This is a genomic window from Bacteroides sp. AM16-24, from assembly GCF_003471885.1.
In the GTDB taxonomy this organism is placed as follows: Bacteria; Bacteroidota; Bacteroidia; order Bacteroidales; family Bacteroidaceae; genus Bacteroides.
On record NZ_QRKI01000006.1, the window covers coordinates 198574 to 218369 of the forward strand.

17 protein-coding genes are annotated in these 19796 nt (G+C 42.6%); 7 read left to right on the forward strand and 10 right to left on the reverse strand.

The genetic code is table 11. The features are described from left to right. Nucleotides 1-9: 9 nt before the first annotated feature. Both DW182_RS09530 and DW182_RS09535 read right to left on the reverse strand, forming a co-directional pair. Nucleotides 10-942, reverse strand: coding sequence for a helix-hairpin-helix domain-containing protein (locus tag DW182_RS09530; protein ID WP_118295348.1), 933 nt, complete (start codon nt 940-942; stop codon nt 10-12). A 3-nt stretch (nt 943-945) separates the two neighbouring features. Further along, nucleotides 946-2316, reverse strand: coding sequence for a sodium-dependent transporter (locus tag DW182_RS09535; RefSeq protein WP_118295349.1), 1371 nt, complete (start codon nt 2314-2316; stop codon nt 946-948). 103 nt (nt 2317-2419) lie between these two features. Here DW182_RS09535 and DW182_RS09540 point away from each other — a divergent pair, with 103 nt between their 5' ends. Beyond that, nucleotides 2420-2809 (forward strand): VanZ family protein, encoded by a 390-nt coding sequence (locus DW182_RS09540; protein WP_118295350.1) that lies wholly within the window; start codon nt 2420-2422, stop codon nt 2807-2809. Between the two features lie 13 nt (nt 2810-2822). On the opposite strand, the gene murF is transcribed toward DW182_RS09540, so the two are convergent. The 3 genes from murF to DW182_RS09555 all read right to left on the reverse strand — a co-directional run bounded on the left by murF (nt 2823) and on the right by DW182_RS09555 (nt 8292). Then, complete coding sequence (gene murF, locus DW182_RS09545) at nt 2823-4121, reverse strand: UDP-N-acetylmuramoyl-tripeptide--D-alanyl-D-alanine ligase (RefSeq protein ID WP_115503048.1); 1299 nt, start codon at nt 4119-4121, stop codon at nt 2823-2825. Nucleotides 4122-4221: 100 nt separating this feature from the next. Next, entirely contained in the window at nt 4222-6243 is a 2022-nt protein-coding gene (locus tag DW182_RS09550; protein WP_118295351.1) for a HAMP domain-containing sensor histidine kinase, read from the reverse strand. Nucleotides 6244-6321: 78 nt separating this feature from the next. Beyond that, entirely contained in the window at nt 6322-8292 is a 1971-nt protein-coding gene (locus tag DW182_RS09555; RefSeq protein ID WP_115503050.1) for a HAMP domain-containing sensor histidine kinase, read from the reverse strand. Nucleotides 8293-8417: 125 nt separating this feature from the next. Here DW182_RS09555 and folP point away from each other — a divergent pair, with 125 nt between their 5' ends. The 5 genes from folP to DW182_RS09580 all read left to right on the forward strand — a co-directional run bounded on the left by folP (nt 8418) and on the right by DW182_RS09580 (nt 13614). Beyond that, complete coding sequence (gene folP / locus DW182_RS09560; protein ID WP_115503051.1) at nt 8418-9284, forward strand: dihydropteroate synthase; 867 nt, start codon at nt 8418-8420, stop codon at nt 9282-9284. 65 nt (nt 9285-9349) lie between these two features. Next, complete coding sequence (cdaA, locus tag DW182_RS09565; RefSeq protein WP_007660570.1) at nt 9350-10114, forward strand: diadenylate cyclase CdaA; 765 nt, start codon at nt 9350-9352, stop codon at nt 10112-10114. A 98-nt stretch (nt 10115-10212) separates the two neighbouring features. After that, entirely contained in the window at nt 10213-11751 is a 1539-nt protein-coding gene (locus tag DW182_RS09570) for a TldD/PmbA family protein (RefSeq protein WP_022394250.1), read from the forward strand. Next, nucleotides 11751-13070 carry a TldD/PmbA family protein gene (locus tag DW182_RS09575; RefSeq protein WP_044533235.1) on the forward strand — a complete coding sequence of 440 codons (1320 nt, stop codon included), beginning with the start codon at nt 11751-11753 and terminating at the stop codon, nt 13068-13070. The genes DW182_RS09570 and DW182_RS09575 overlap by 1 nt, the downstream gene beginning before the upstream one ends. Before the next feature lie 79 nt (nt 13071-13149). Further along, the gene (locus tag DW182_RS09580) at nt 13150-13614 is read left to right on the forward strand and encodes a cupin domain-containing protein (RefSeq protein ID WP_115503052.1); all 465 of its coding nucleotides are present in this window, start codon (nt 13150-13152) and stop codon (nt 13612-13614) included. Between the two features lie 20 nt (nt 13615-13634). On the opposite strand, the gene DW182_RS09585 is transcribed toward DW182_RS09580, so the two are convergent. The 5 genes from DW182_RS09585 to DW182_RS09605 form a co-directional block, all read right to left on the reverse strand. Continuing rightward, on the reverse strand, nt 13635-14891 hold the full coding sequence (locus tag DW182_RS09585) for a carboxymuconolactone decarboxylase family protein (protein ID WP_118295352.1): 1257 nt from the start codon (nt 14889-14891) through the stop codon (nt 13635-13637). A gap of 450 nt (nt 14892-15341) precedes the next feature. After that, nucleotides 15342-16385, reverse strand: coding sequence for an enhanced intracellular survival protein Eis (eis, locus tag DW182_RS09590; RefSeq protein WP_118295353.1), 1044 nt, complete (start codon nt 16383-16385; stop codon nt 15342-15344). A 76-nt stretch (nt 16386-16461) separates the two neighbouring features. Then, a complete protein-coding gene (locus DW182_RS09595) occupies nt 16462-17379 on the reverse strand; it encodes a DUF2156 domain-containing protein (RefSeq protein ID WP_007660564.1) in 918 nt (305 codons plus the stop codon). Nucleotides 17380-17433: 54 nt separating this feature from the next. Next, the gene (locus DW182_RS09600) at nt 17434-18129 is read right to left on the reverse strand and encodes an LrgB family protein (protein ID WP_007660562.1); all 696 of its coding nucleotides are present in this window, start codon (nt 18127-18129) and stop codon (nt 17434-17436) included. After that, nucleotides 18126-18464: a CidA/LrgA family protein gene (locus tag DW182_RS09605; protein WP_007660560.1), complete on the reverse strand. Its 339-nt coding sequence runs from the start codon at nt 18462-18464 to the stop codon at nt 18126-18128. Before DW182_RS09605 ends, DW182_RS09600 begins: the two co-directional genes overlap by 4 nt. A gap of 308 nt (nt 18465-18772) precedes the next feature. Between DW182_RS09605 and pta the strand changes: the two genes are divergently transcribed. Next, on the forward strand, nt 18773-19783 hold the full coding sequence (gene pta / locus DW182_RS09610; protein WP_115503054.1) for a phosphate acetyltransferase: 1011 nt from the start codon (nt 18773-18775) through the stop codon (nt 19781-19783). Nucleotides 19784-19796 lie beyond the last annotated feature (13 nt).

Below are 19796 nucleotides of genomic sequence, written 5' to 3' on the forward strand. Positions count from 1 at the left end.
ACTCCTGAATTATTCAAAGCAAACATAATGACCGATTCTTTCCAGGTCAGTTTCTGTAAATTCCTCATAGAGGGAGAAAGGTTTAAGGCTCGTTAGCGAGCCTTTTTTCTTGCGATATTCTACGATGGCTTTAGCTTGGTAGAAGTTAATATAGGGATGGGAGCGCAATCTGTCTACACTGATACGGTTCAGGTTGATGCGGTGAACATTTGCCGGGTCGATGCTGAACCAGGCTCGCAATTGCTGAATATTCAGGTTGATATCTTTTAGTTGTTCTATTTGGTAGAATCCACCTAATTGTTGTCGATAACCAACTATCAGACGAGCAATGCCGCTTCCGATACCTGGAATCTTTTTTAATTCAGTGGTGTCGGCGCGATTCAGATCAAGAATGGTTCCGGGTTCATACTTGATATTCTCCATCGGTACGTTTTGGGCAATGTACAATTGTGGGATGTGATGTACTGTATCTTCCGGTGGAATATGTATGTAAGGTAAAAGAGCAGAATATTGTTCTTCTGTCATCCCATATACCTTTTTAAAATCTTCCGGTTTACGGAATTTTCCACCTTTTGCCCGATAGTGCAGGATATTCTTAGCCATCCAGGCTGGCAATCCTAAGCGTCGGAATGTGATGGAATCCGCAGTGTTTGGATTGAAAGAAGCCAGGATTACAGGAGGGTTCTCTTCTTGTTTCTTATAAGTCGTGTATTGCTTTTCACGGTGCTGTTCTTTCTCTTTCAACGAGGCTATGAATTCTTCATATTCTTGTTCGGCATCGGCTTGTATGACCATATCATCCGGAGAGATATACTCCCTTCGTTGCCAGGCAGATATAAGATACCCGGCGAGAAAAACGATACAAATAGCTGCTATGAGCATTAGGATACCTCGTTTTTCTCCCCGAGAAAAGTAAAAGTAATCTTTAAATAGATTCTGCATCTCCTACAATTTCAAGAAACCCAATTCTTTGATGAAAATGAGTGTAATTGCTATCGGAGCTATAAACTTCAATATGAATATCAGCAATTTGTAAAATGTCACTTTCAGTGTTCCGTTATTGCTTATTTCTTTCCAGACAATCTTCTTGTTCAGGTACCAGCCGGTGAAGATGGAAATGCACAAACCACCCAATGGCAACATGATCTTGGCTGTGACAAAGTCGAACAGGTCGAATAAATTCAAGCCAAATATAGTATAACCCTTGCCTACACCGAGTGACAGTGAACATAAAATACCTAAGAAGATGCAACCGCCTGTAACAAAACTTGCTGCACGTTTCCGGCTCAGATGGAATTCCTCGTGCAGGTAGGCTGTTACCACTTCGTGCATAGAGATGGTGGAAGTCAGCGCCGCAACTGCCAAAAGAACATAAAACATGACTGAGAATATATAAGCTAATAGAGGTACTCCGCTAAATGCTTGTTGAAATACATTGGGCAGTGTAATGAAGATAAGGCTCGGACCTGCATCCGGCTGGATACCTACCGAAAATGCAGCGGGGAAGATGATAAGTCCTGCCAATATAGCGACAAATGTATCAATGATACTAACACTAAAAGCTGTTTTTGTCAGATTCGTATCTTTTTTGAAATAAGATGCATAGGTACAAAGGCACCCCATTCCCAAACTTAGTGAGAAGAAAGCCTGCCCCATAGCGCTTAAGAACACATTGGTATTCACCTTATCCCATTCCGGTTTCAAGAGAAACTCGAGACCGGCACCTGAACCCGGCAATGCAATAGAACAGCCTGCCAATATAATCAACAGGATAAATAGCATTGGCATCATTATTTTGGCAGACTTCTCGATGCCTTTTTCCACCCCTTTTACGATGATAAAATGAGTGGCAAGAAGAAAGAGTACCAGCCAGATAACCGGACGCCAAGGATTAGAAGAAAATGAATTGAAGGTATTGATGTAATCGGCTGACGTTTTTCCGGCAAAGTTATCGGTAACAGCTTCACCTATGAATTCCAGTGTCCAACCGGCTACTACAGAGTAATAACTCAAAATCAGGAACCCTGCTAATACACCCATGCGGCCTACCCAGCGCCATTGTGTTCCAGGTGCCAGCTTTTGGTAAGCTCCTGCTGTATTGGCACGTGAGTGTCGCCCGATAAGGAATTCGGATACCATGATAGGGATTCCTAAAATAAGTACGCATGCTAAGTAAATGAGAATAAACGCAGCACCGCCATGATTGCCAGTTTCGTAGGGAAACCGCCAGATGTTACCCAGACCGACTGCGGAACCTGCCGAAGCAAGTATGACGCCTAATTTGCTCCCAAAATTGGCTCTGTCATTTTTAGTCATAAAAAGTGGATTTTTCTTTCATTTCGTTATTATTCTCTACTAGAACATGCAAATATAGAAAATGTTCTGTACTTTTGCACACAAATCGTTCATAAATTGAGATATGCTATACTATATTAAAAAATATCCGGTATCATTGCTAATTATACTGACAGTGATTTATCTGTCGTTCTTTAAACCGCCAACAACGGAATTAAACCGAATACCGAATGTTGATAAAATTGTACATATCTGTATGTATTTAGGTATGTCAGGTATGTTGTGGCTGGAATTTCTGCGGGCACACCGTAGAAATGATTCTCCTTTGTGGCATGCATGGGTAGGGGCATTTGTATGCCCCGTATTATTCAGTGGAATGGTGGAGTTATTGCAGGAATATTGCACAACTTATCGCGGAGGCGATTGGCTGGACTTTGCCGCGAATACAACTGGAGCACTGATTGCTTCGCTGATAGGATACTTTGTGTTACGTCCGCGAATGGCGAAGAAATAATAATGGTGATTGACTATAAATAATCAATCACCGTACTTAGTTTAATTCCGTTCGATCCTTTGATAAGGATTGTTTTTCCATGAGGCTTACTTTTCTGTAAAACTTCGATGACCGCCGGGGCATCCGGATAGGTCGGAAAGTTATGCTTTGCGGCAGCGAACTGGTCTCCTACCAGCATTACATCCTTGAAACCACATTCCGTCAGGAAGTCTGCAATCTTCTGATGTTCTTCCGGACTATCCTTTCCCAATTCCCTCATATCTCCTAATATCAACATTTTATTTTCAACTTCCATATTACGGAAGTTGCTGATGGAAGCCTGCATGCTGGTGGGGTTGGCGTTGTATGCATCAATAATCAGCGTATTATCTGCGGTTTGTTTCAACTGCGAACGATTATTCTGTGGAGCATATTCAGCTAAAGCAATATCTATTTTTCCCGGTTCCACATCAAAGAAACGACCGATGGTAATAGCAGCCAACGCATTCGGGAAGTTATATTCACCAATTAGTTGTGTCTTCACTTCATGGTGTTCATCGTCTTTGCCCGCTTTCCATTCAAAAGTGAGATAAGGAGAATTGCCGGTCACGTGCCCGCTGATGTATAGCCCGTCTTCGCTTCCGTAAGAAATCAGGTTTAATCCTACGGCAATCTCTTTCAGATATGCGTTGTCGTGATGAATGAAGACTGTAGAGTTTTTCCGCTCGCGGAGGTAATCATACAATTCACCTTTGGTTTTGATGACTCCTTCGAAAGAACCGAAACCTTCCAGATGCGCCTTGCCTACATTGGTGATGATACCATAATTCGGTTCGGCTATATCTACTAATTCTTTGATGTCTCCCGGATGGCTGGCGCCCATTTCTATGATGCCGAGTTCATGTTCCGGTTTCAGGCGCAGCAAGGTGAGGGGGACGCCGATATGGTTATTCAAATTCCCCAGTGTATAAAGTATATTATATTTCTGCAATAGGACGGCAGCCATTAATTCTTTGGTGGTGGTTTTCCCATTGGTGCCCGTGATGCCGATGAGGCGTGTGCCCAGTTGACGGCGATGGTAATTGGCAAGTTGTTGCAGCGTATGCAGGCAATTGTCTACTAGTATATAATGTGAATCGCCTGCCGGGGCGTATTCGGGTTCGTCTACTACTGCGTATGCACTTCCTGATTCCAATGCTTTGGCGGCAAAGGCATTTCCGTTGAAACTATCGCCTTTCAGGGCAATGAATAAAGAACCTTCAGGACAGTTGCGGCTGTCGGTTGTCACGCTGGTGCATTCCAGATATATCTTGTAAAGGGTGGTGATATCCATAACTATCTCCTTTTTGAAACGTTGTTATATTCTGTTGTCTAAAACGTTGCAAAGATAGATATTCTCCGTTACGGTGGTACGCTTGCAGTGAAAATGTTTTTTATTCCTTCAACGGTAAAGTCAGGATAAAGCGGCAGCCTGTTGTGTAGGTTGAGTCTACAATGAGGGTGCCTCCCATCTTTTCGGCAATCATGCGACTGATGGACAAACCTAATCCTGTGCCGGGAACAAATGAATCCAGTTTGGTGAAACGTTCAAACACAGTTTCTTGCTTATCTGCCGGGATGCCGATACCCGTATCGGTTATACTGAACAGGATTATCTTCTCCTCTTCGCGGATATGGTAGGTGAGGGTGATACTGCCTTCCCGTGTGAATTTTGCCGCATTTTGCAGAAGATTCATTAATATCTGCGAAATACGGTCGGGATTTGTTTGCATGGTAAAGTTCTCCCGTTCGGGGGTGAATATCAGTTGTACATCCGGTTTTAGCTTGAAGCGCACCTGGTCTATGCAGGTTTGGCAGACCCCTGTGATATCTGCAATGGTCTGTGCAGGTATATCCCGTTCACCGTCCAAATAGGAAAGGTCGAGCACGTCATTGACGAGTTGCAGAAGGTTGGTGCTGTTCTGCTCAATGATATGGGCATACTCTTTCGTATCGTCGCTATCGCTGAAATAACTGCTGAGAATCTGTGAGAAGCCTACGATGGAATTGAGCGGTGTACGTATCTCGTGGCTCATATTCTGAATGAATTCCGACTTCATGCGGCTGCCGTCTTCTGCCTGCTCTTTGGCGTATTTCAGTTCTTTCTGAGAGCAGAGCAATTCATCGTTTTTTTCGCTGAGTTGCTTCTGTGATATGCGTAGCCGCCCATTGAGGAGGTGTTCGCGGTAAAAGATGATAAAACCGAGAGTTAGTAATGCAATCAGGAAAATGATGATGCGTTGCTTGTTCGCCAAATCGCGTTGCTGCATTTGTTGTTGCAGTTCGCTCTTTTCCAGATTCAGCCGCTCTACACCCAGCATGGCAGCAAACTCTCCTGCCGTGATATTTTCGTTGCTTATTTGGGCTGAGTCGTTCAGCATGTAGTATTTGTTGTAATATCGGGCTGCTTGAGATAAATCGCCCATTTCATAGTATATTGAAGCCCGGTTGAGAAGGTCTTCAATAAAACTTTTGTCATTTGGGTGGTATGCGCTGATGATGCGGTCCTGAACTTCCAGTGCTTTCTCATATTGCTTTGTTGCTACATAGTATTGTTTCAGGACTCCGTCATATTCTTGCAGATTCTTCTTCACTTCTTTTTTAGAGTTGGATAAGGCTTTGGCTTTTTTCAGGTATTCCCATGCCTGGGCATTATCGTTGATTGACAGATAATATTGGGCGAGGCGGGCATAATAATAAAATTCTTGTGTACTGCTATAAATGCAGGTTGCGCTTTTGTTGAGGTATTCAAGAGCTTCATCAGTTTTGCCTATCATGCCATAAAGACTTCCCAATATCGAATAAGAGGTGGATAAGTTATATTTATCCAAGTCGTATTCCAGTGTAATTTCTATTTCTTTCTTTTTATTATTGATAGCTAGGCTGTACAGTCTCTTGAGTTGGTAAATGCTGCTTAGTACGTTGTAGGCATTGGCAATTCCATCCATGTACTTTTCCTGCTCCGCTTCCTGCATCATTTTGTTTGCTTCGTATAGCGCTATGTTGTTTTGATGTTGCTTGATGTAATAGTTGATGAGGCGTTTACTCCATGCGAAGTAGTAGTATTTAGGCTGATTGGTCTTTCTGGCAAAGTCTTTTACTATATTTACATAATGGGTGATGCTGTCCAATTGCTTGTTTTGATAATAATAGAAGTCCAGTTTGTTGCACAAGGCTACTGCCTGCATGCGCTGGTCGCCTTTTTCGCCTGCCATGCGGAAAAGAGTATCGGACATTTGTATTACGGTAGGAGAACTCACTTCTGCTTTGCAATGCAGATAGTAAACATATAATGTGCTATCTACATTGTATTCTTTCTGCGTGTCTCTTTGCTGCCCTCGCATGGGGAGGTTGCATAATGTGGTGAGGCAGAGCAAAACGGCAAGGATGTGCCGGAATGTCTTTCTTGTGTTCATTAATTGATTCTTAATACGCTTGCCACAAAGTTAATTTATCTTTTTGAAACTAAAAGACTTTGTGACATTTTATTTATGTCATTTTATGGGCAAAGTCAATACAAAGCGGCATCCTTCGGTATATTTATCATCAAGCATCAGACTACCGTTCATTTTTTCCATGATGAGGCGTCCAAGTGCTAATCCCAGTCCGGTTCCTGTGGAGAATGTATCTATTTTGGCAAAACGTTCGAATACAAAGTCCTGCTTGTCTTGGGGGATACCGATTCCGGTGTCTGTTACGGAAATCACCAATGCCCGTTGTTTAGGATTGATATGCCAACTGAGTGTGATGCTGCCTTTTTCGGTGAATCGGGCTGAATTGTGAAGCAAGTGCGATACCACTTGGGTAAGGCGCTCGGGATTAGTGTACAGGTGGAGCTCGTCCTGTCCCGGTTGGTAAACCAGCTCTACTCCAGATTTGAGTGAGTTTTTAGCCTTTTCCATCCATTGACGGCACAGTGCGTTTATCTCTACTTTAATGTCGGTGAGGATGGGTGTGCCGCTATCAAGACTGGATAATTCCAATACGTTGTCTACCAATTGAAGCAAATGATTACTGCCTTGCTCGATGATAGTGGTGTATTCTTTCGATTCTTCGTCCTCTTCAGAAATCTTGCTGCTGAGTATTTGCGAAAAACCTACTATGGAATTAAGCGGCGTGCGTATCTCATGGCTCATATTCTGTATGAATTCCGTTTTCATGCGGCTGGCACTTTGTTCTGCATCTTTGGCACGCCGCAGAACTTTATTCAGTCGGGTTTCGCGGAAGAACATGACCCCCACGATCACTACTATGATGCATAATAAAATAATGAGATACCGGCGTTTCTCTAATTGTATTTCCTGATTTTTTTGTATTAACTCCTTGTTTTCTAAATTAAGATGTTCCATACCCAGAATGGTTGCGAACTCTCCAACTGATATGTCTTCTTGGGCACTACTCAGCGAATCGCTGAGTTGAAAAGCTTTTTCATAACTTTCAATTGCTTTCTGATAGTCTTTTTTAGCAGTATAGATTGAACCACGTGTACGATATAAAGTCGGGGTGATAAATCCATTTTGGCTAAGCTTTTCAAAGGCTTGCTGAAATGCATCCAGAGCTTTTTCGTATTCACCGGTTTCCATATAATAATTGGTTTCAATTTCCAGTAGATTTGTTGTACGTTTAATACGTAGTTCTGTATTCTTGCTGAAAAGTTGTTTGGTTTCTTTTAGTGTTTCCCGGGCTTTGACCATATCTTTGGTGTGAATATAATAACGAAGTAGTCCGCATAGATAAGCTCCCTGGTTTAGTTCATTGCCAATATACAATTTACTTTCTTCAAGAGCTTCCCAGGCCTTTGTCGGTTCGTTGGTACGGAGGTAGCAGTTACTCAATTCAAGATATCTGTTTGTCAGATTATATTTATTCAGATTATATTTTAATGTGAGGTTTATCAATTTTTGTGCATATACAGTGGCTTGTTTGTAGAGTTCTTTACTCTGATAGATGCGCAACAGTGCTTGATAGCAATTCTGCATGCCATCGATTTCTTCCCGACTTTCTGACTCTTGTTGCATTTTGTTGGCTTCATAGAGGGCTAGGTTTAATTTCTTCTGTTTAGTATAGTAAGTTATGAGACGGTTGGCCCAAGCAAAATAATAATATTGAGGTTGATTGGTTTTCCGGGCAAAGTCTTTGATGGTGTTGGTATATAATATCAGGCTATCCTCTTGGCCTTCAAAGGATGGGCCAAAATAGAAATGATCTGTTTTGCTGGAGATGGCGACTGCTTGCATGCGTAAGTCTCCTTTGTCTTTCGCCATAAGGAATAGCGTATCAAGCATCAATATGACAGAGGGGGACTTTATTGCTGCCTTACAATGTTGATAATATACAAATAATGTACTGTCAACATGATACTTTTCTTGTTCGCTTGTCTGTTGCCCGTGGATATGTCCGGGAATAAGTAACCAGAAAAATAGTAGGAAAATAGAGACCAGTCCGGTTGTTCTGCATGCTTCCATAGTTTACTACTTCTATCGATCGGTTGTTAATCCTGAGCAAAGTTAATTTGTTTTTTTGTATTTAATGTATTTACGATAATCTTTTTTGGCTACATTTGCAAAGTATAAACGAAAAAGGATTATCCATGGAAACATTATCCTCTAAATATATCAACGTCAACGGTTCTTTGCTCGACCTGTCTGTTCCCTGCGTCATGGGAATATTGAATATTACTCCTGATTCTTTCTATGCCGGTTCACGTATGCAAACTGAAGCTGAAATAGCTGCACGGGCGCAACAGATATTGGATGAAGGTGCCGGAATTATAGATATCGGTGCATATTCTTCCCGGCCGAATGCAGAAAACGTTTCTCCCCGTGAAGAAATGGAACGTTTACGCATGGGATTGGAAATCTTGCGCAAGACACACCCCGGAGCAGTTATTTCTGTCGATACTTTCAGGGCGGATGTAGCACGGATGTGTGTGGAGGAATATGGAGTGGCTATAATCAATGATATTGCTGCCGGAGAGATGGATGCGGATATGTTTCGTACAGTGGTCGAGCTGAATGTACCTTATATCATGATGCACATGCAGGGAACCCCGCAGAATATGCAGCAACATCCACACTATGATAATCTTTTGAAAGAGGTCTTCTTGTATTTTGCGCAGAAGGTGCAGCAGTTACGTGACTTGGGTATGAAGGATATCATTCTTGACCCGGGGTTTGGATTTGGCAAAACAGTGGAGCATAACTATGAACTCCTTGCACATCTTGAAGAGTTTCGTGTTTTTGAATTGCCTTTGTTGGTAGGTGTTTCCCGTAAGTCCATGATTTATCGCTTATTGGGTAACACTCCGCAGGATGCATTGAACGGAACAACGGTACTTGATACTATTTGCCTGTTGAAAGGAGCTGATATTCTTCGGGTACATGATGTACGCGAAGCCGTAGAAACGGTGAAAATTGTGGAGGCAATGCGAAAAAATAGTGATAAGGTGATAGAGTGATAAGTGATAAAGGAAAGTCACTTAGCTCATAATTCATAATTCATAATTCATAAATCATAATTCTTATGTTTTTTGATATTGGAGTAAAAGATATTATTGATGTTCTTCTGGTTGCATTTCTGCTTTACTATACGTATAAGCTGATGAAAGCTTCCGGTTCCATCAATGTGTTTACGGGTATCCTGATATTCATATTGATCTGGTTGGTGGTGTCACAGGTATTGGAGATGAAATTGCTGGGTTCCATCTTTGACAAGTTGGTGAGTGTAGGAGTAGTAGCACTTATTATCCTCTTCCAGGATGAGATACGGCGCTTTTTGCTGACGCTTGGTTCACACCAGCATGCCAGTGCTTTGGTACGCTTCTTTACTGGGAATAAGAAGGAGAGCATGCAGCACGATGAAATCATGCCGGTAGTTATGGCATGTATCAGTATGGGCAAACAGAAAGTAGGGGCTTTGATTGTGATTGAACATAACTTTCCTTTGGATGATGTGGTGCGTACGGGTGAAATTATCAATGCTGATATTAACCAGCGCCTGATAGAGAATATCTTTTTCAAGAACAGCCCTTTACATGACGGTGCAATGGTGATCAGTAAAGGGCGGATAAAGGCGGCAGGATGTATTCTTCCGGTATCGCACAATCTGGACATACCGAAGGAACTGGGACTGCGCCATCGTGCAGCGATGGGGATTTCCCAGGAATCTGATGCACTTGCTATTATTGTGTCCGAAGAAACCGGATCCATTTCTGTAGCCTATAAAGGGCAATTCCACTTACGTTTGAATGCGGAAGAACTGGAAAGCCTGTTGACAAAAGAAAATTAGTTTCGGGTGTGACAAAATGATACTAAATAGCGTCTTATATACTGAAAAACAGAACTTATATAAAGAACATATTATTAGCAATCTTAAAAAAAAGAAAGATGGATAGACGGAATTTCTTACGGATGGGGAGTCTGGCAGTATTAGGTTCGCTGGCTGCTCCGTCGCTTGCCTTGCCTGATACGGTACGGGGAGCTTTGGGAGGCACGGATAACAAATCTGCTGTAGCTGCGGCTATGAACCATTTCGGTGTAACGGAGGCAGACCTAAAGAAGGTGCTGACTGCTGCACTTGAAAAAGGTGGGGATTATGCGGACCTTTATTTTGAACACTCTTTTAATAATGCTGTAGCCCTGATGGACGGTAAAGTGAACAATTGTAGTTCAAATATTGACTTCGGTATGGGTGTCCGTGTATTAGCCGGTGACCAAAGCGGTTATGCTTATGTGGAAGGTGTGACGTTGGAAGAAATGTTGCGTGCCGCACGTACGGCTGCCCGCATTGCTTCTTCCGGTAAGGCAGGAAAACCTGTTGCATTTAAGGAGAAGACGATTGAAAGAGACCGTTATTCTGTAGTTACTCCTTGGGAAGAAGTGAGCCTGAAAGAGAAAATGCCTTATCTGCAAAAACTGAATGATAAAGTCTTTGCGTTGGACAATCGTGTACGTAAGGTGCAGGCTTCTTTGAGCGACAACACAACACATGTGCTGTTCTGTAATTCAGAAGGTGTGACTTACTATGATTATCGTCCGATGGTATCCTATATGGCTTTCTGTATTATGGAAGAGAACGGACGTATGGAAAATAACTATGCCACTCGTTCCTATCGTAAAGGTTTTGAATTTATGACAGATGATATCATCGAAGTGATAGCTCGCGAAGTTGTAGACAATACAGCAATTATGTTTAAAGCCATTAAGCCTAAAGGTGGTGAACTCCCTGTGGTGATGGCATCCGGCGGTTCGGGTATTTTGTTGCACGAAGCTATCGGACATGCGTTTGAAGCTGATTTCAACCGTAAGAATGTTTCTATCTTTGCCGATCAGTTGAACAAGAAAGTATGTAATGAACATATCAGTGTGGTAGATGACGGTACGATTCCTTTCAATCGTGGTTCTGTAAACTTCGATGATGAAGGTATAGAAGGACAGAAGACTTATATCGTGAAGGATGGTGTATTGACTAGTTACCTGCACGACCGTATCAGTTCTAAACACTACGGTGTGGCTCCTACCGGAAACGGACGCCGCGATACTTTCCGTAATGTACCTATTCCTCGTATGCGTGCTACGTATATGGAAGCCGGAGATATGAAGGAAGAAGATATCATCTCTACTGTAAAGAATGGTATTTATGCACAACAATTCACCAATGGACAGGTGCAGATTGGTGCAGGTGACTTTACGTTCTTCGTAAAATTCGGTTATATGATTGAAGACGGTAAGCTGACGCAGCCTATCAAAGATATCAACATTATCGGTAATGGACCCAAAGCATTGGCAGATATCACGATGGTGGCAAGCAATGACCAGATCGATAACGGTACGTGGACATGCGGTAAGGACGGACAGTCTTGTCCGGTGACTTGTGGTATGCCTTCGGCTTTAGTAAGTAAATTAACTGTAGGAGGAGAAAACTGATGATAACAGATAATAATAAAAAACTGGCTCAATGGGCGATGGATTTCGCTCTGAAGAATGGTTGCCAGGCAGCCAAAGTTGTATTGTATGCCAATTCAAACACTTCTTTCGAATTGCGTGATGCTAAGATGGATCGTCTGCAACAGGCTTCTGAAAGTGGTATGGGAATCAATGTATATGTAGATGGACGTTACGGTAACTATTCTACAAACCGTCTGGATAAGAAAGAACTGGAAACATTTATCAAGAATGGCATCGAGTCCACCCGTTATCTGGCTCCGGATGAATTCCGTGTATTGGCAGATCCCGCCCGCTATTATACAGGTGGGAAACCCGATCTGCAGATGTTCGATGATAAAATCTTCGGTATCAATCCGGATGATAAAGTTGCTTTGGCCCGTGCTGCCGCTGGAGAAGTTATGGGTAAGAATGATCGTATCATCTCAGTAGAGACCTCATACAGTGATGGTGAGAATGCTTCTTACCGTCTGATGAGTAATGGCTTTGAGGGTGAGTCCAAATCAACCTGGTATTCAGTTTCTGCCAGTGTAGCCATCAAAGGTGAGGGTGAAGCCCGTCCGTCTGATTATTGGTATGGAAGCTCCTTGTTCTATGATAAATTGCCTAAAACAGATATCGGTTCAGTAGCACTGGAACGTGTATTGCGTAAATTGGGACAGAAGAAAGCTAAGTCTGGTAAATACACAATGGTGGTTGATCCGATAAATTCGGGACGTATGTTGAGTCCAGTATTGAGTGCTCTTTATGGTTCCTCTTTGCAGCAAAAGAACTCTTTCCTGATTGATAAACTGGATCAGAAAGTATTCTCGGATAAGTTGACTGTAATGGATGATCCGCACGTGATAGGTGCCAATGGTTCACGTTATTTCGATAATGAAGGTGTGGCAACGGAAAAACGTCCGATCTTTGAGAATGGTGTGTTGAAGACTTACTTCTTTGATACTTATAATGCTAAGAAGATGGGGGTAGCTCCTACTATTAGCGGTCCGTCACGTCTGGTACTTACTCCGGGTGATAAAGATCTTAATGGTTTGATTGCTGATGTAGCGAATGGTATCCTTGTTACCGGTTTGAATGGTGGTAACAGCAATAGCAACACAGGTGACTTCTCTTACGGTATCGAAGGATTCCTCATAGAGAACGGTAAATTGACGCAACCTGTCAATGAAATGAATGTTACCGGAAACTTCCTGACGTTGTGGAATTCGTTGGCGGCTATCGGTAATGATGCCCGTACAGATCGTAGCTGGCTGGTTCCTTCATTAGTGTTTGAAGGAGTTGACTTCAGTGGACTTTAAGAGAATCTAAATAAAAGAAATCCCGCTTTTCTATGATGTTTGTCACGGAAGAGCGGGATTGATTAATAATAATATAGGTATGAAAGCAATTGACTGGATAAATCATCTGAATATGAGTCGCCATCCTGAAGGTGGATACTACAAAGAAATATTTCGTTCCGAAAAACTGATTGATAACGATAAATCAGCCATGACCTCCATTTATTACCTGTTGGAAAATGAAGACAAATCAGCTTTCCACAGACTGACTTCCCCCGAAGTGTGGTACTACCACGCGGGATATCCCCTGATGTTACATGTGATCCATCCCGATGGTAGATTGGTTACTCACGTGATGACTGCAGACTTTTCGGGCGAACAGCAGGTTGCCATCGAACCCGGATGTTGGTTTGCTGCCGAATTGCCTTCGCATTTCGGATATGCACTGGTTAGTTGTGCCGTTGCTCCCGGTTTTACCTTCGATGATTTTGAGTTGGGTACGTTCGATCGTTTATCGAAACTTTATCCGGATCATGAAGATTTGCTAAAACGGTTGTGTCAATAAAGAATTTATGGAAGAAAGTATCATGCTTCTTTGATAATATCCAGTACCTTTATTGCTGCCGGAAAACCGATATAAGGCATACATTGTATGACAGCGGCAGTCAGCATTTCCTTACTGTTACCTACTTTCAGATTGGCCTGGAGGTGTGATTGGAGTTGGGGCTCTGCACCAATTACAGTCAGCACGCAGAAAGTTAACAATTCACGCGTTTGGGTATTTAGTCCGCTTCGGGTTTGGAAATCTCCGAAGTGAACTTCAGTCAGGAAACGTGCTACGTCGGCTCCCATGCCGCCCGGAACATCTTTTAGAAATTCCTTCATGGACTCTCCGTAAAGTGGCTTTTGAATAGCAAGGCCTTTTTCCAAACGATTTTTTTCCGTCACAGTCTCCTGTTTTTCCAAAGGTAACTTGATGCCTCTTTCCGTAAATGTGGAGTTTATTGCACTTAATGCATTCAATACTTTTGGGAAACCGATAATGGGAGCGCATTGATAGATAGCCTCGCGCAGTTCTATAGGAGTTACCCCTACGTTTAGTGCAGCTCCGGCATGACTCTTTAGCTGTGGCAGTTGCTGCATGGCGGCTAATGATACGCAAGTAATCATCTCACGCGTTTTCATATCCAGATCCCCCGTCCGGAACACTTCTCCAAAGATATATTTCTGAAGTATATCCATCATTTCCGGATCTGTACCTTCTCCGGTTAAAGCTTCTCCACCGAATAGTTGGGTGTAGTTCTCTTTACATAATTCAATTCTATTCTCATCCTTTTCATTCTTACTGCTTCTGTCTTTTACAGCTTTCGCATATTCTTCATCATTCACTACCTCAAGCCAGGTATTCTGATTCGTTTGCGGATTGCATGCTATGGCAAGGTGTGAGAACCAACTATCGGGTGCGGCACCGTGCCAATGTTCTACGTTGGAAGCGATTTCTACTACATCACCGGGCAACAGACGGCGTGCAGCCTTTCCGCGTTCCTGATAATAGCCTATACCACCTACGGCAATTAGTAGTTGCCCGCCTGTGTGACTATGCCAGTTGTTGCGGCAACCGGGCTCAAACGTAACGTTGGACATCGGTACATTTAGTTCTTTGCTGGTAGTCAAAGGTGCCAGCCAGGATTTACCTGTGAAATACTGTGCGTAGCCAGTATTCTCTTCCCCTACCGGGAAATCACTGATTTTGGGAACTTCTGTTTTCATTTCTTGTGCGTTTATATTGCCTGTACCAGTTAAAACAACCGCCATGGCAATGATTATTCTTTTCAGATTCATAATATTTTGTTTTTATGATGATAGATTCTATTGTTTATTAAATCAATATTTATGGGATTCTGCATTCGCTTCATTTACAATGCAAAATTACCGAGGATATTCCGTAAACGTTGTATACAGATTACAGATAAAAGTAACTAAATTACTGTTTTTACCGGTTGGCGGGATTAGTTTATAACCGTGCGGTTATGAGTTAAATGGGGATTTATCATTTTCTTCCTTTCTTTTCGGAAATGAATTAGTACTACCAATGGCTTTAGATAATTGTTTGATTATCAATAGATAGTATTTACAAGCTATTTCCCTTGCGATGTAAAAGCATTTACCGCCGTATGTAACGACCTTTACCGCTTATTGTAACGCTCTTTACCTCGGCATGTAACGACCTTTACCTCAGCATGTAAATGGAGTTACTGTGTGGGGTTAACAAAGTTACCATTTGGGGTAATGTCAGTTTAGCATTAAACTCATGTATGCTTGTTCCGAAGCAAATACTTTTTCTGTTAATTGCCCGATTGTTAATTGCTCATGTGCGCCCGGAAGCCGTCTGTGACTATACATACATTTCCCTTTATTCAGGTAATAATAACCATTGTTGGCTGAAAGTTCGTTGTCAATGAGATCAATGTTCATTTCTTCCTCGGGATGTGCGGCTGCATAAAGTTGCAGTACAGGTTTGGCCTGAATGATGCGTATCATACCCAGATCAAAAGAGGATTGATCTTTTATGGGAGGCATGATGATATCGAGGGTTTCGGTATGCATGTTCTGGCAAATGCGAGTAAGTAACGAATGTTCTGCTTCGGGAGTATCTGCAAGTAATTCCTTTATATAGAGCTTGGAAGCTTCTTCATCGGGATAGACAATGGCAAGAGCGGCAATTCCAGATTCATCCGAAAGGGTGAAAATACATCCACTGCTCAGATTGAGGTCTGCCAGTATGACGTAGAAGTCTGTCTTTGTATGTTGCAGGCAGCAAGGGCGTTCCTGCATTTTGCTATTCAGATACTGATAGACATCTTCGTCATAGTTTGTGTAAGTCTGGAAACACCAGCCTGTCACGGCAGATGAAGTGCGAGCAGGAGTATCTGTTTCATCGGTTGGTAGATGAAAAATACGTTTACCGTAACGGAAAGCCGTTGCATAACCTACGCGTGCATAGTAACCGAATAACCAGGGTTCGGCAGGAATAAGGGTAGTAAATGCGATATCATTACGATACATGCGCCCGAATGCTTGCGATAGCAATTCTCGCATAACGCCCCGGCTACGGTAGTCGGGGTGAGTGCAAGCTCCCGAAATATATGCAGTCGGTATACTATTACCATGAAAAGTGATCGGATAGGGAAGCATCTGTAAGGTGGCAATGACTTCATCACCACTTTCGATGGCAACATTCACTTCGCTGTTGTAGCGAAGGTTAAAGTACATATTCACAAACTCGTCATTGTCGTTAAAACAAAGCTTCCACAGCTTCTTTACCTTTTCACGCATTATTTCTATCTCCTATTCAGATGCTTACTATCTTTATTGATTATTTATTACTTGCTATTAACTACTTAAAAGAATCTTACCATTTCACCGGATCTACAGGGGTATCTTTCAGGCAAGCCATATATTTCTCCAGGACAATCACTGGCTGGTAGGATAGTTTGGCTTTGCGCAGACCTTCGATGCCCAAATCTTCTTCCCGGTTGATATAAGTATATTGCTCGGGGATATGGTTGGCGAATTCATAATTTATCATGGTGTAGGCACCATCAATCGTAGTGTCTGCTTTTTCTACATGTACGCCGAAAGTATCCTGGTTGATGGGCATACCGAAAGTGAAAGCTACAATTTTACCATCTACATGAAGAATACCTCCTGTCAGGCCAAGGGCATCGAAGTTATGCAGTGCATAGATAAGGGCGCGACGTTCGTTACCCGTACCTTCGTGCTGGTCGCAGTTGTTCACTTTGCACCATTCGGCTTCCAGATCGAGACATTCCTGTATACGGTTGGAAGTGAGAGGAACATATTCATAATTAGTATAGGTCCGGCGGAATTTATTGAGGTGGTTCCGTTTGGCTTGGAATTTCTTACCCGCCAATGTGGCAAGATCGGTCCGAAGATACAGGTAATCGGCATAATCTCTGTCCGCTTCGAAATGAAACTTATCAGGCATTATGGCTTCCAAGTCAGCGCGCATGCCTGCGCATACTCCGAGCATACAGAAGCGTTCACCTTCACGGTTGGCATCTTCTATCATATCCTCCAGCACTTTCTTTAAGTCTCCGTTCCCGACTGGCATCATATATACCAATTTTTCTCCTGCCCAGAATTTCAGTATCAGGAAACCGTCCTGTACTGCAAACTTGGTGTCGTAAAGGAAACGCCAACTACAGAGATTGGAGAATGAAAGGTCACAGTTGCGTCGAGGACTATGCTGTGTATAAGATGTAATGAGCTCTTTATCTTTAAGTTCGATGTCTTTAAATGATATCATATCGTCGTTTTCGTTAGTTTGAATATAAAGAATAACAAAGATAAGGAGAAATTGTTATAGCAACCCTAATAATCGCAAAATAGTCGGCGTAAGTAGAGCGGTGAAAATTCCATTCAGTGTAAGTCCAAGACTGGCGTAAGCTCCGTATTTGCTGCTGATATCCATGGCGGTGGAAGTTCCCACGGCATGGGCGGCAGCTCCCAAGGATAATCCTTGGGCAATAGGGCTCTTGATACGCGTTAGTTTTAGGGTTTTTATTCCGACAATACTACCCAGTAAACCGACGCAAACCACTACGGCAGCCGTCAGTGCCGGAATACCTCCTAATGTATCTGCTACTTCCATGGCAATAGGGGTAGTAACAGATTTAGGTGCCAATGAATAAATAATCTCCTGCGGTGCTCCCATCAGTTTGGCAATCACCACTACGGAAACTACCCCGATGATACAACCCGCCAATTGTGAAAGCAGGATCGGGACCAATTGTTTCTTTATGGCCTCCAATTGTAGATATAGGGGTACGCCAAGAGCTACTACTGCCGGTTTCAGCCAGAACTCAATGAGGTATCCGCCTTTGTTGTAGGTTTCGTAGTTGATATGCGCCATTTTCAGAAAGATAATCAGGATGGCGATAGTCAACAAAATGGGGTTAAGCAATAAAATACCAGTTTTCTTTTGCAACAGTTTTGAAAAGAAAAACACGCCGAAAGTAACGGCTAACAAGAAGAATTCGTTGTCTAAGTAACTCATTTGATTTTGCGTGCTAATTGATGAACCCACCCTGTAACGATTAAAACCAACAGGGTACTAACTAAAGAAGCAATCACTATCGGCCAGAATTGGGCAGCGATAATATCAAAATATAGCATGAGAGCTACACCGGGAGGAACAAAGAAGAATCCCAAATTAGCAACCAGAAAGTCGGACAAACCCTGCACCCATTGCAGTTTAATCCAACCCAATTTCAGGAAAAGGGTGAGCAACAGCATACCTATGATGCTGGACGGAAGCTTGATATCCGTAAGAAAAACAACCAATTCACCCAAAGCCAGGCATCCGAAAAGGATGGCGCATTGACGAATCATACTACTATTACCTATTTATTATTATTAAATTCAACTCTCTTTGGGCAATAACCTTCTTAATAACTGACCAAAAGTTGAATTGTTTACTGAAAACGCTGCAAAGTTAGGTGTTTTGCAAATTGGCTGTCACAGTTTCCTGCGATATTTCTTTCTATTTGTACATTTTGTGCCAGATTAGTGTTAAATATTATAATAATTACGCTTTGGGCCACAAAAATGCCCCGAATTGCAATGTTGATATTGCAAAATTGTGTATTTTTGCGGCGTGAATAACACATCTACCGAATTTTTATACACAATTTATATATATGCAGAGATTAATTAATGAAATCGTTGAGCGCGCGAAAGCCGACCGCCAACGTATTGTTCTTCCTGAAGGAACGGAAGAACGTACTTTGAAAGCTGCCAATCAAATTTTGACAGATGGAGTTGCTGACTTGATTCTTCTGGGTAATCCGGACGAAATTAACGCTTGTGCAACAGAATGGGGACTTGGAAACATCAGTAAGGCTACTATTATTGATCCGGAGAATCATCCGAAGAAAGAAGAGTATGCACAATTGTTGTGTGAACTTCGCAAGAAAAAAGGTATGACTATCGAAGAGGCTCGTAAGTTGGTACTTAACCCACTTTATTTGGGCTGTCTGATTATTAAGAATGGTGATGCTGACGGTCAATTGGCAGGTGCACGCAATACGACGGGCGATGTATTGCGTCCGGCATTGCAAATCATTAAGACAACTCCGGGCATCACTTGTGTATCTGGTGCAATGTTGTTGCTGACGCACGCTCCCGAATATGGAAAGAACGGTATTTTGGTGATGGGTGATGTAGCTGTTACACCGGTTCCGGATGCGGAACAACTGGCGCAGATTGCGGTTTGTACCGCTCGCACTGCTAAGTCAGTGGTAGGTATGGAACCTAAAGTAGCGATGTTGAGCTTTTCAACTAAAGGTTCTGCTAAACATGAGGTTGTGGATAAAGTAATTGAAGCTGTGAAAATTGCTCATGAAATGGCTCCTGACTTGGCTCTAGACGGTGAGTTGCAGGCTGATGCTGCATTGGTTCCTGAAGTAGGTGCCAGCAAAGCTCCGGGCTCTCCGATTGCAGGAAACGCAAATGTGCTGATTGTGCCGAGCCTCGAAGTAGGTAATATTTCTTATAAATTGGTACAACGTTTAGGTCATGCAGATGCAGTAGGGCCGATTTTGCAAGGTATTGCCCGTCCGGTGAACGACTTGTCACGCGGTTGCTCCATCGAAGATATTTATCGCATGATTGCCATCACTGCCAACCAGGCTATTGGAGCCAAAGAATAAAATAATTATTAAA

What these genes read in the sequence shown, in the direction of transcription:
- DW182_RS09530 (WP_118295348.1), bottom strand. Translation starts at nt 942, where the DNA reads ATGCAGAATCTATTTAAAGATTACTTTTACTTTTCTCGGGGAGAAAAA.
- DW182_RS09535 (WP_118295349.1), bottom strand. Translation starts at nt 2,316, where the DNA reads ATGACTAAAAATGACAGAGCCAATTTTGGGAGCAAATTAGGCGTCATA.
- DW182_RS09540 (WP_118295350.1), top strand. Translation starts at nt 2,420, where the DNA reads ATGCTATACTATATTAAAAAATATCCGGTATCATTGCTAATTATACTG.
- murF (WP_115503048.1), bottom strand. Translation starts at nt 4,121, where the DNA reads ATGGATATCACCACCCTTTACAAGATATATCTGGAATGCACCAGCGTG.
- DW182_RS09550 (WP_118295351.1), bottom strand. Translation starts at nt 6,243, where the DNA reads ATGAACACAAGAAAGACATTCCGGCACATCCTTGCCGTTTTGCTCTGC.
- DW182_RS09555 (WP_115503050.1), bottom strand. Translation starts at nt 8,292, where the DNA reads ATGGAAGCATGCAGAACAACCGGACTGGTCTCTATTTTCCTACTATTT.
- folP (WP_115503051.1), top strand. Translation starts at nt 8,418, where the DNA reads ATGGAAACATTATCCTCTAAATATATCAACGTCAACGGTTCTTTGCTC.
- cdaA (WP_007660570.1), top strand. Translation starts at nt 9,350, where the DNA reads ATGTTTTTTGATATTGGAGTAAAAGATATTATTGATGTTCTTCTGGTT.
- DW182_RS09570 (WP_022394250.1), top strand. Translation starts at nt 10,213, where the DNA reads ATGGATAGACGGAATTTCTTACGGATGGGGAGTCTGGCAGTATTAGGT.
- DW182_RS09575 (WP_044533235.1), top strand. Translation starts at nt 11,751, where the DNA reads ATGATAACAGATAATAATAAAAAACTGGCTCAATGGGCGATGGATTTC.
- DW182_RS09580 (WP_115503052.1), top strand. Translation starts at nt 13,150, where the DNA reads ATGAAAGCAATTGACTGGATAAATCATCTGAATATGAGTCGCCATCCT.
- DW182_RS09585 (WP_118295352.1), bottom strand. Translation starts at nt 14,891, where the DNA reads ATGAATCTGAAAAGAATAATCATTGCCATGGCGGTTGTTTTAACTGGT.
- eis (WP_118295353.1), bottom strand. Translation starts at nt 16,385, where the DNA reads ATGCGTGAAAAGGTAAAGAAGCTGTGGAAGCTTTGTTTTAACGACAAT.
- DW182_RS09595 (WP_007660564.1), bottom strand. Translation starts at nt 17,379, where the DNA reads ATGATATCATTTAAAGACATCGAACTTAAAGATAAAGAGCTCATTACA.
- DW182_RS09600 (WP_007660562.1), bottom strand. Translation starts at nt 18,129, where the DNA reads ATGAGTTACTTAGACAACGAATTCTTCTTGTTAGCCGTTACTTTCGGC.
- DW182_RS09605 (WP_007660560.1), bottom strand. Translation starts at nt 18,464, where the DNA reads ATGATTCGTCAATGCGCCATCCTTTTCGGATGCCTGGCTTTGGGTGAA.
- pta (WP_115503054.1), top strand. Translation starts at nt 18,773, where the DNA reads ATGCAGAGATTAATTAATGAAATCGTTGAGCGCGCGAAAGCCGACCGC.